Here is a 10,565-nt window from a genome sequence, read left to right as displayed (position 1 = left end):
GGGGTGCGATGCACCCCGCTGTCCGTGTCGTCAGTGCGGGTGCACCACGCGCGTCATGTTCTCGTACAGCTCGTAGCCGACGAACAACGCCACGGGCAGGCCGACCGCCAGCAGGAGCCGTCCGGGGAGGGGTGCCCGTGTCATGGGCACCCGCCTCGCCGCCGCGGACACGGCGGCCACGGCGGGCGCCTCCGCCACGGGCTCCGGCACGGGCACCAACTCGGGGTGTCGTGACAGGTATCCCGTCGGGAACGACGTGACGTGGTACGCCCCGCAGCCCGGACAACACATTCCTGACCAGGGCGGTTGCACGGTCACACCGCCCCGCAGCCAGATCGTCACTTCGTTGCCGTAGTCGTCCATGAGGTGCCTGACGACGTACTCCTCTTCCCAGACATGTAAACAGCGCATGCACTCGAAAGGCCATGTCTCCTGGGTATTGAACCCATCGCGCACCAGGACCACCCCCGGTCACGTGCCGCCATCCGATTAGAGTGTCCACCTCGCCCCGCCACCCGGCAAGACGGCACTATGACACTCAGGGCTATGAAATGCTCACCTACTGTCAGGTTAGAGCGGGTAAACCCGTCTCTGGACCGGACTGAGGAGCGGTGTCGCGTCGGGCGTAACAGGCTCGGCCGGCGGCCTCAGCTCGGGATGCCGGCTGAGATAGCCCTCCGGGAACATGGTCGCCTGCTGGCAGCCGCAGTTGGGGCAGATGGCGCCCGACGAAGGCGGTGGGACCGGCACACCGGAGCGCAACCAGATCTCGCGCTCGTTGCCGTGACGATCGTCGAAGCGCCTGACGAGGTATTCCTCTTCCCACACATGCCAGCACCCGCGGCACTCGAATGGCAGGATCTTGAGCTCTTCTTCCATGAGTCACCCCCTCCTTTGAGTGTCGTCCTATTTGTCGCGAACTGGCAACCGCCCCCAGGGCAGCCGCCATACCATGGAGGCATGGGCGCTGACCTGGTGACCCTGTGCCTCTGTGGCGACGTCATGCTCGGCCGAGGTGTGGACCAGGTCCTGCCGCATCCTGGTGATCCCGCCCTGCGCGAGCCGCACATCGACGACGCGCGCATCTACGTCGAGCTCGCCGAGGCGGTCAACGGACCGGTTCCGCGCCCCGTCGGCTTCTCCTGGCCCTGGGGCGACGCGCTGCCGATCCTCGACGCGTACGCGCAGGCCGTCAGGGTGGTGAACCTGGAGACGGCGGTGACCACGAGCAGTGCGTACGCCCCGGGCAAGGCCATCCACTACCGCATGAACCCCGGCAACCTTCCATGCCTGGCCGAGGCCCGGCCGGACGTCTGCGCACTGGCGAACAACCACCTGCTGGACTTCGGCCGCGCCGGGCTCGCCGAGACGCTCGACGCGCTGGCCGCCGCCGGGTTCGCGACCGCCGGGGCGGGCAGGGACCTGGACGAGGCGCGCCGTCCGGTGCCGGTGCACCTGCCGGGAGGGCGGCGCGTGCTGGTGTTCTCCTTCGGCATGCCGTCCAGCGGGGTGCCACCGGACTGGGCGGCGGCCGCGGAACGCTCCGGCGTCGACTTCGTGCCGGAGCCGTCGCCGACCGCCGCGGCCGAGATCACCGAACGGGTACGGCGGGCCAAGCGGCCGGGGGATCTCGCGGTGGCCTCCATCCACTGGGGCTCCAACTGGGGGTATTTCGTCTCCCGGGAGCAGATCGTCTTCGCGCACGCGCTCATCGACGGCGGCGTCGACGTGGTCCACGGGCACTCCTCGCACCATCCGCGCCCGATCGAGATCTACCGCGGCCACCTGGTCCTGTACGGCTGCGGCGACCTGATCGACGACTACGAGGGGATCGGCGGGTACGAGGAGTACCGCGGCGACCTGCGGCTGCTCTACCTCGCCTCGCTCGACCCGGACTCCGGACGGCTCGCCGCCCTGCGCATGGCGCCCATGCGAATGCGGCGCCTACGGCTCCGCCACGCCGCACCCGACGACGTGGAGTGGCTGCGCGCGACCCTCGACAGGGTCGGCTGCGGTTTCGGCGGGCGGGTCCGCAGCGAGCCCGACGGCATGCTCGCCTTGGTGACGGCCTGAGCGGGGCCGGCGCCCGATGTAACGCTTCTCACCTTTGACGCCTCGGCGGTGATCCATTGGGACCGCCGTGACGAATTGCCTCGCGGGGTCTGGTGATCGGTACCCCAGGGGAGGATCAGTGGACTGGCGGGCGATGGTACGGCTGACCGGCGCGGGCCTGGTCGCGCTCGGCGGGATCGGTGTCGTGGCGGCGTTGTTCGTTCCGTGGTCCTGGGCCGGCCTGCCCAAGGATCCCCCGAGCACGACGACGTGGGTCGTGATCCTGGCTCTCGGGCCGGTGACGAGCGCCGGAGCGGCGCTGTCGGCCATGCGCCGCCCGGCAGCCGGCAAGAGCCCGACGGCGGGCAGATCCATCGGCGCGCCGCTGACGGCCGCGGGCGCCGCCCTCCTGGCCGGCGGGATCGCCACAGTGGTCCTGCTGGACATCACCCCGGACGAAGGCATCCGAGCGGGCGGGCCGGTGACCGTGCTCGCCTGCGCCGCCGCTGCCGCCGGTTGGCTGCTGCTCATCCCCATCCGCCGTACGCCGCTGCTGCTCCCGGACCGCCGTACGCCCCAGCCGCTCCCGGCCCGTTATGCGCGCCTGCGCCGGGCACCGGGCTCGATCGCCGCGGCTTCGGCGGTCCTGCTGCTCGTGGGGCTCGGCGCCGTCCCCGCGATCGGCTGGTACACCGAGGGCCGCTTCGTCCGGCACACCACCAGCACGGCCCTGCCCGCCGTGCCCGGCGCCCCGCCGTCCCAGCTCGGCCGCCATCGCTGGCAGGCACCCGCGGAGCCGTTCCGGCTGATCGTCGAGCCCGTCGCCGCGGGCCGCCACGTGATAGTTCCGGAGGGCAGGGGCGTACGGGCGCTGGACGCGGTCACCGGCCGCCCGCTGTGGTCCTATGAGCGTGACGACGTCACCAGAGACGACGATCTCGCGGGCGTCGTGGTCACCACCGGCGGGCTGATGACCGTCCTGTCGTACCACTTCTTCACCGGCGCCATGGTGGTGGCCCTGGACACCGCCACCGGCCAGGAGCGCTGGCGGCGCGAGCTGCGGATGAGCCCGGTCGCCGGGCTGCCCCGCCTGGTCGACGGCGGTGATGTGCTGCTGGTCGACAACACCGCCCTGGGCGGGGAGCTCGTCGCGCTGAATCCCCGCGACGGGCGGCCCCGGTGGCGATGGGACACGGAGAAGCTCGAGAACGGCTGCCGTGAGGTCGCCACGGCGGTGGCGGTGGCCGGCCCGGTCGCCGCGCTGCTGGCCGGCTGCCGCGGCAGGCCCGACGCGGACATGGTGATCGCGCTGTCCACCGCCGACGGCCGGCAACGCTGGACGTGGCGGCCCCCGGCCGGAGCGGGAGCGCGGACCCTGGGACTGGAACTGCCGATCCATGCGGCCGGGGACCGATTCTGGGTCGCGTACTCCCGGACATCCCCCGGCGAGAAGACGGCGACTCGGACCGCGGCGCTGCTCAACGCGGACAGCGGCGCGATGGCGGCGGAGCACCCCCTGCCTTCCGACCAACTGGAGCATTACCGGTTCCCGCTGTTCGTGGACGGCGTGATCATCTATCCGGGCGAGCCGGCCATCGGCGTGGACGCGGGCACGGGCCGGGTGCGCTGGACGCGGCGGATGACCGAGCCGGCCGGGTGGGCGCCGATCGACGCGGTGAGCCGCGACGGCATCGCGTACCTGCTGCTGGGTCCGGCGGAGGACGCGGCGGAGGACGCGGCGGACGACCCGGCCCGATCCGCGCTGCTGCTGCTCGCGCTGGATGTCGCCACCGGCCAAGTACGCGCCCGGCAAGCCTATGACCCCTCAGGATGCGGATCGAGCTGCGGCCGCAACACCACGGCCCGGCTCCTGACGGGACCGGGCCTGCTCGTCGTGGGCTCGCTGGAGAAGGACGGGACCCGGCTACGCGGCATCGGATGACCAGGTCAGGACGTGACGCGCGCCGCCGTACCGGCCGGGCGAGAGCAGGGGCGAAACTAGGCGAGAGCCAGCACGAACGCGAGCGCTCCGGCCGCCACGCTGAGCGTGCCCAGCCAGGCGAACAGCGCGTCGAGCCCGGCGTCGACGGGCCGGCCGCCGTGCAGCGCCTCCTGGACGCGGCGGAACCGTATCCGGGTCCTGAGCAGCAGCACGGCACCACAGAGCGCGGCCGGTACGAACGTGACGACGACGGCCAGCGGCAGCCCGTGCCGCGCCGACAGGCCCATCGCGCCGAGACCGCCCGACGACAGGGCCACGGCGGTGCGTACCCAGGCCAGGCGGGTCCGCTCGCTCTGCAGCCCAGGATCCCAGATCTCCTCGGACATGGCCGGCTCAGGCGCCCATGACGATGACCACCAGGGCGATCACCGCCACCGCCGCCACCCCGTAGCCGAAGACGGCGGCGAGGGCGGGCGGCGGCAGCGGCGCGCGCTCGCGCAGCGCGCGCTGGATGTTGCGCCAGCGCGGATAGGCCATGCCCGCCGCCAGCGCGGAGAGCGAGACCAGGACCACGGCCAGGGCGGTGCGCACCCAGGGGACGAACAGGTGGTCAGGGAGCGCCGCCATGGCGACGCCCCCCGCGCTGAGTGCCAGCGCGGTGCTCAGCCATGTGAGGAAAGTACGCTCGTTCGCGAGCGTGAAACGCGGGTCAGGCTCCATACGAACGACGCTAATTGGCACACATTCCCCCTAGAGAAGCCGGGGTTAGCCGCCGCAGGCCTTGGCGACCTTCTCCAGGTAGGCGGCCGTCTCGGAGCCGACCTTCTGGACCGCGTCGACGGCGTCGTTGACGTCCTTGACGTTGATGCCGCTCAGTGTCTTGGCCAGGTCGTCGGATGCCTGCTTGAGCGTGGTGTTGGCGGCCTTGTCGGCCACGTCGTTGAGCTTGGCGGCGCTGTCGTCGAGGGCCTTCTCCATGGCCTTCGGGTCGTCCTTCAGTTCGGTGAGCTTGGCGCCCAGCTCTGTGACGATCTTGGGGGCCTCCAGGCAGGACTGGGCCTTGTCGATGGTGTTGTTGACCTCACCGCAGCCCGCGGCGAAGACGAACATGGTGAAGGCGGCAAGGGGCACGAACCGGCTTTTGAGGCGACGCATACTCAGAACCTACCCAACGGGTTCGCGCCCCGGCGGGCCCAAGCGGGGAGGGGTGCGGGCAAATGGCCGTGCCACAGAAGCTCTAGGATTTCACTTATGGCAACGTGTGAGCATATTTCCCAAGCGGACGACCCGGCCCCGCGTACGCCCGAGGGCTGCGAGGAGTGCCTGGCGGCAGGTGGCCGGTGGGTGCACCTGCGCCGCTGCCTGGACTGCGGTCATATCGGGTGCTGCGACTCCTCGCCCAACAAGCACGCCACCAAGCACTTCCACGCCACATCACACCCGGTGATGCAGTCGTACGAGCCGGGCGAGAGCTGGAAGTGGTGCTTCGTCGACAACGCGATGGCCTGACGCGGGCCTAACGCTCCAGGATGGCCTCCTCGAAGTCGAGCTCGGCCATCACCTCGCGCAGCACCTCGTCGTCGAGGCGGCGTTCGTCGCGTAGCCGGACGAACGTCTCGCGCTCGGCCTGCAGCATCTCCCGGCGCAACCGGCGATAGAGCGTGCTGGGCGTCTCGGCGCCGCCCTGGGCGGTGCCGCCGCCCAGACGCTCCCACGCGGTCAGCGAGCGCCGCCACGACTTCTCCCTGAGCTGGTCGATGACCTGCTTCTGGATCTCGTCCGGCTCGCCTTCGGCCTCGATCAGCCTGTCGAGCACCTCGGTGCCCGCGGCGAGCGCGGCCTGCTGTGCCGCCGCCTCGGCCAGCCTGTCCTCATACTGCTCCTGCTCGCTCGTCACGCGCAGCCGCCTGATCAGCGCCGGAAACGTCGTGCCCTGCACGAGCAGCGTGCCTATCACGGTGGTGAAGGTGAGAAAGAGCAGGATGTCGCGGTCGGGCATGCCGACCGGAATGGCGAAGGCGGCGGCGAGCGAGACGACCCCGCGCATGCCCGCCCAGCTGATGATCACGGTCGGCGCGGGCGCGGGCGCCGGTTCGTCCCTGCGCCTCCCGGTGAACAGCCACGTCAGGTACGTGACGGGGAACATCCACACGAACCTCGACAGCACGGTCACCAGGAACACCACGACCGCGTACAGCGCGACCTCCCAGGCGCCGTAGCCGCCGATCCCCTTGATCACCGTGACCAGCTGCAGGCCGATCAGCGCGAAGACGATCGCCTCCAGGAAGAAGTCGGTCACCTTCCACACCGCGTCGGACACCAGCCGGGTGCCGAACCCCCGCTTGTGCATCTGGTTGCCGAGATAGAGCCCGACGATCACCACCGCGATGACGCCCGAGGCGTGCACCGACTCGGCCGCCAGGTAGGCGGCGAACGGGATCAGCAGCATCAGCGTGTTCTCGACCAGGGAGTCGCGGGTGTGCCGGAAGATCCAGGCGAACAGGAACGCCAGCGCCAGCCCGATCGCCACCCCGGCCGCCGCCGAGTAGAGGAACTCGCCGACCCCTTCGAGCAGGTCCACCGTGCCGCCCACGGCGGCGCCGATCGCCACGCGGTAGAGGGTCAGCGCGGTCGCGTCGTTGAACAGGCTCTCGCCGATGAGGATGGTCAGCGCCCGGCGCGGCAGCCCGAGCCGCCTGCCGACCGCGACGGCGGCCACGGCGTCGGGCGGCGCGATGATGGCGCCCAGCGCGAACGCCGCCGCCAGCGGCAGATCGGGCAGCAGCAGGTGGACGACCAGCCCGACGACGGCCGTCGTGAACAGCACCAGCCCGACCGACAGCAGCGCCACGGCCCGCTTGACGTCACGCAGGCGCAGGTAGGAGCTGTCGAGCGCGGCCGAGTAGAGCAGCGGCGGCAGGAACACGAACAGCACCAGCTGCGGGTCGAGCGGCACGGCGGGCACCAGCGGCGAGACCAGCAGCCCGGCGGCCACCAGCAGCAGCGGCGCCGGCCAGCCCTTGCGCCGGGCGACGGCGGCGACCGCGACCGCCCCTGCCGCCACCAGCAGCAGTTGCAGGCCCATCGTGGGGTTCACGGCGCTCCTCCACCTCGGCACGGGCACGCGAAGGCAGCGTACCGCCCATGAGATGTGCGGCCCGCCTCGGGCTCACCACTCCCTGCGGCGGTCCCTGTCGTCGTCGTACTCCTGGTCGGGGCGGAGCCGCTCACCGGTGGAGAACATCGGGTCGCCCACGTAGGGCCGGGACAGATCCGTCTGGTACGGCGTGCCCTGCTGCTGGTTGCCGCCCATCGAGAACAGCGGGTCGACCGGGTTGGGCGGGGTCTGGTAGGCGGGGAAGCCGTCCGTGGAGGGGTAGGGCACCTGCGTCGGGTACGCGTCGCGGTTGGCGTAGGTGATGGGCTCGCGGGGCCGGCCCGCGCCCGGGATGCCGTGCATCGGGGTGCCGAGACCGGCGGCACCCGGGTCCGGCTGCTGCGGCGGTTGCTGCTGGTATCCGCGCTGGCCATAGGGGTCGTGCGGCTGCTGCTGGGCGAAGGGCTCGGGCTGCGGCCGGCTCGGCGGGGCCGACTGGGAGGGGAAACCGAGCGGGTCGGTGTTGGGTGCCTGCCTGCGGCGGTCGCCGGGCATCTGGTAGACGGGCTCGCCGGGGTCCTGGACCGGTGCCGGCTGGGCGTACTGCTGGGGGCCGGTGAAGGGGTCGCCGGTGTACTGGGGACCGCCGCTGTAGGGGTCCGGGGCGGCGGGGACCGCGTACTGCGGGCCGGTGAAGGGCTCGGGCGGCTCGGGCTCGGTGTACTGGGGGCCGGTGAACGGCTCGCGGGGATTCGGCTGGCCGTACTGCTGCGCGCCGAAGGACCCCTGCTGGCCGTACTGCTGGCCGAGGGGGTCGCGCGGTGGCGCCGGCGCGGTCGTCTCGCCGTAGGAGGCCACCAGCTTGTCCTGAGGCGGAGTGCCCCTGGCCACCAGGACGTCGTTGGGGGACAGAGCGGCGGTGGGCCGGTCCTCGTGCGGTGGCGGAGAGCTCTGGTGCGGCCGTTGGTATTGGCCGGTGCCGGGGATCACCTCGGTGCCCGGGTCGTGCGCGGGCACGGCGGGCTGCTCGCCCGTGGCCTCGGCGAACCCGTCATCGAGGGTGTCGAGCAACCGGCCGACATCGTCCATCGGCATGCGGAAGCTGGCGGTGCACATCTCTCCTCGCCACAGGCTGAGCACCAGGGTGCCCTCATGCCACGTGACCCGGAGGCACCGCTCCTGACCTCGAGCATCGAAGAACACTTCGCCGAACGACGGCAACGGGACAACTTCCGACATGGCAGACATACTGCTTTAACCAGCCTTTATCCGTCCACTCAACCCCGGCAAACCCTACTGAACCGGCTCTCCCCATCTGACCTCATACCCCACTGGCCACTTCCAGGCAGGTCTTTTGAGCCAGTTGGAGTTCCGATCGTTCAGTGTGCCACGCGAGCCGCTGTGGACGTCCCAGAACGCCGGGATGCGTCCACACGATCACACGGCGTTCGGCGCGTCGGCCCCTGATTGCAGGTACCGTTTACTGCCGTGCCGGACTCCCATCTTCCCTCAGCCGAAGAACTGCTCAGCATCGCGGTCAACGCTCTCGGAGGGAGCGAACGGCGGGGCCAGATCACGATGGTGCAGGCCGTACAACGGGCCATCGAGGAAGAGGAGCATCTGGCGGTCCAGGCCGGCACGGGCACCGGAAAGTCGCTCGCCTACCTGGTGCCCTCGATCAGGCACGCCATGGAGGCCGACAAGCCGGTGGTCATCTCGACGGCCACGATCGCGCTGCAGCGCCAGCTCGTGGACCGCGACCTGCCACGGCTGGCCGAGGCGCTCGGCAAGGAGCTGCCGCACGAACCGACGTTCGCGATCCTCAAAGGCCGGCGCAACTACCTGTGCCGCTACAAGGCGACGGCGGGCTGGCCCGAGGACGACGAGCAGGACCAGCTCTTCGATCCCCGCGAGGTCGGCGCGACGGGCCGGATGGTCCAGCGCATCCAGGAGTGGGCCGAGGAGACCGAGACGGGCGACCGCGACGAGCTGGTGCCGGGGGTCAACGAGCAGGCCTGGCGGCAGTTCTCGGTCAGCGCCCAGGAGTGCCTGGGCGCCACGCGCTGCCCCAGCGGCACCGAGTGCTTCGCCGAGCTGGCCAGGAGCCGGGCCGGCGAGGTCGACGTGGTCGTCACCAACCACGCGCTGCTGGCGATCGACGCGATGGGCGACATCCCGGTGCTGCCCGAGCACGCCATGGTGGTCGTCGACGAGGCCCACGAACTCGTCGACCGGGTGACCTCGGTGGTGACCGCCGAGCTGTCGGAGAGCTCGGCCGCGCTCGCCGTGCGCCGGGTCGGCCGGCTCATCGAGCAGCCCATCGCCGACCAGCTCATGGAGGCGGCCGAAGACCTCAAGGCGCTGCTGGCCGCCGCTCCCCCCGGACGCGTCGACGAGCTGCCCGAGGTGCTCGGGCTCACGCTGGCGCTGATACGCGACGCCTCGGCGCGGTGCGTCTCGGCGCTCGGCCCGCGCGGCGGCGACAAGGACGATCCCGACAGAGCCGGCCAGCGCAAGGCCGCCTTCACCGCGCTCGACGAGGTGCACGACACGGCGGTGCGCATGCTGGAGGCCTACGGCCACGCCTCGGAGGAGGACCGGGCCGAGGTGGTGTGGCTGGAGGGCGCCACCGACCGCCGCCCGCCCGCGCTGCGGGTGGCCCCGCTCAACGTGGGCGGCATGCTGCGCGACCGGCTCTTCGGCGACCGCACGGTGGTCCTCACCTCGGCCACGCTGGCGCTCGGCGGCACCTTCGACGGCCTGGCCCGCCAGTGGGGGCTGGGCGACAAGGGCTGGCAGGGCATCGACGTCGGCTCGCCGTTCGACCATCCACGGGCGGGCATCCTGTACGTGGCCAAGCACCTGCCGCAGCCGGGCCGTGACGGCCTGCCGCAGGCCTACCTCGACGAGATCGCCGAGCTGATCGAGGCGGCGGGCGGGCGCACGCTCGGCCTGTTCTCCTCGATGCGGGCCGCCAAGGCCGCCACCGAGGCGCTGCGCGACCGGCTCGACGTGCCGCTGCTGTGCCAGGGCGACGACTCCACGATGCTGCTGGTCAAGCAGTTCGCCGAGGACGAGGCGACCTGCCTGTTCGGCACGCTGTCGCTGTGGCAGGGCGTCGACGTCCCCGGCCCCTCGCTGCGGCTGGTCATCATCGACCGGGTCCCGTTCCCGCGCCCCGACGACCCGCTCACCTCGGCCCGGCAACGGCACGTGGCGGCCAAGGGCGGCAACGGCTTCATGACGGTCGCCGCCACCCACGCCGCCCTGCTGCTCGCCCAGGGCACCGGGCGGCTGCTGCGCGCCCAGCACGACAAGGGCGTCATCGCCGTTCTCGACCCGCGCCTGGCCACCGCCCGCTACAGCGGCTTCCTGCTGGGCTCCCTGCCCCCGTTCTGGCGCACCACGGACCCGGCGATCCCCCGAGCAGCCCTCAAGCGCCTGTCAACGGAAGACTGATCCACCCCTCGGGAC

11 protein-coding genes are annotated in these 10,565 nt (G+C 71.5%); 4 read left to right on the top strand and 7 right to left on the bottom strand.

The features are described 5' to 3' along the window. Positions 1 to 30 precede the first annotated feature (30 nt). Together LDL49_RS03840 and LDL49_RS03835 are read right to left on the bottom strand one after the other, a co-directional pair. Entirely contained in the window at positions 31 to 411 is a 381-nt protein-coding gene (locus LDL49_RS03840; RefSeq protein ID WP_225289465.1) for a hypothetical protein, read from the bottom strand. Between the two features lie 159 nt (positions 412 to 570). Then, the gene (locus LDL49_RS03835; RefSeq protein WP_225289464.1) at positions 571 to 879 is read right to left on the bottom strand and encodes a hypothetical protein; all 309 of its coding nucleotides are present in this window, start codon (positions 877 to 879) and stop codon (positions 571 to 573) included. Positions 880 to 960: 81 nt separating this feature from the next. Here LDL49_RS03835 and LDL49_RS03830 point away from each other — a divergent pair, with 81 nt between their 5' ends. Then, positions 961 to 2,073: a CapA family protein gene (locus LDL49_RS03830; protein WP_225289463.1), complete on the top strand. Its 1,113-nt coding sequence runs from the start codon at positions 961 to 963 to the stop codon at positions 2,071 to 2,073. A gap of 118 nt (positions 2,074 to 2,191) precedes the next feature. Further along, on the top strand, positions 2,192 to 3,994 hold the full coding sequence (locus tag LDL49_RS03825) for an outer membrane protein assembly factor BamB family protein (protein ID WP_225289462.1): 1,803 nt from the start codon (positions 2,192 to 2,194) through the stop codon (positions 3,992 to 3,994). A 56-nt stretch (positions 3,995 to 4,050) separates the two neighbouring features. Here LDL49_RS03825 and LDL49_RS03820 read toward each other — a convergent pair whose 3' ends face one another. Genes LDL49_RS03820 through LDL49_RS03810 form a run of 3 tightly spaced genes read right to left on the bottom strand, consistent with a single transcriptional unit; the run spans position 4,051 to position 5,149 of the window. Beyond that, positions 4,051 to 4,380, bottom strand: a complete 330-nt coding sequence (locus LDL49_RS03820; RefSeq protein ID WP_225289461.1) for a DUF202 domain-containing protein — start codon at positions 4,378 to 4,380, stop codon at positions 4,051 to 4,053. A 7-nt stretch (positions 4,381 to 4,387) separates the two neighbouring features. Next, positions 4,388 to 4,714, bottom strand: a complete 327-nt coding sequence (locus LDL49_RS03815; protein ID WP_225289460.1) for a YidH family protein — start codon at positions 4,712 to 4,714, stop codon at positions 4,388 to 4,390. Between the two features lie 45 nt (positions 4,715 to 4,759). Continuing rightward, a complete protein-coding gene (locus tag LDL49_RS03810; RefSeq protein WP_225289459.1) occupies positions 4,760 to 5,149 on the bottom strand; it encodes a DUF8711 family protein in 390 nt (129 codons plus the stop codon). A gap of 96 nt (positions 5,150 to 5,245) precedes the next feature. Between LDL49_RS03810 and LDL49_RS03805 the strand changes: the two genes are divergently transcribed. Continuing rightward, positions 5,246 to 5,503, top strand: a complete 258-nt coding sequence (locus LDL49_RS03805) for a ubiquitin carboxyl-terminal hydrolase 14 (RefSeq protein WP_225289458.1) — start codon at positions 5,246 to 5,248, stop codon at positions 5,501 to 5,503. Positions 5,504 to 5,510: 7 nt separating this feature from the next. On the opposite strand, the gene LDL49_RS03800 is transcribed toward LDL49_RS03805, so the two are convergent. Continuing rightward, positions 5,511 to 7,091, bottom strand: coding sequence for a Na+/H+ antiporter (locus LDL49_RS03800; RefSeq protein ID WP_225289457.1), 1,581 nt, complete (start codon positions 7,089 to 7,091; stop codon positions 5,511 to 5,513). 72 nt (positions 7,092 to 7,163) lie between these two features. After that, complete coding sequence (locus tag LDL49_RS03795; RefSeq protein ID WP_225289456.1) at positions 7,164 to 8,330, bottom strand: chromosomal replication initiator protein DnaA; 1,167 nt, start codon at positions 8,328 to 8,330, stop codon at positions 7,164 to 7,166. A gap of 249 nt (positions 8,331 to 8,579) precedes the next feature. On the opposite strand from LDL49_RS03795, the gene LDL49_RS03790 reads away from it, so the two are divergent. Beyond that, complete coding sequence (locus tag LDL49_RS03790; RefSeq protein WP_225289455.1) at positions 8,580 to 10,550, top strand: ATP-dependent DNA helicase; 1,971 nt, start codon at positions 8,580 to 8,582, stop codon at positions 10,548 to 10,550. Positions 10,551 to 10,565: the final 15 nt, after the last annotated feature.

Origin of the sequence: Nonomuraea aurantiaca (assembly GCF_020215705.1) — a bacterium.
Classification (GTDB): domain Bacteria; phylum Actinomycetota; class Actinomycetes; order Streptosporangiales; family Streptosporangiaceae; genus Nonomuraea; species Nonomuraea aurantiaca.
The sequence above is the reverse complement of the archived record's forward strand: the minus strand, read 5'-3'. Positions and strand labels throughout refer to the sequence as shown.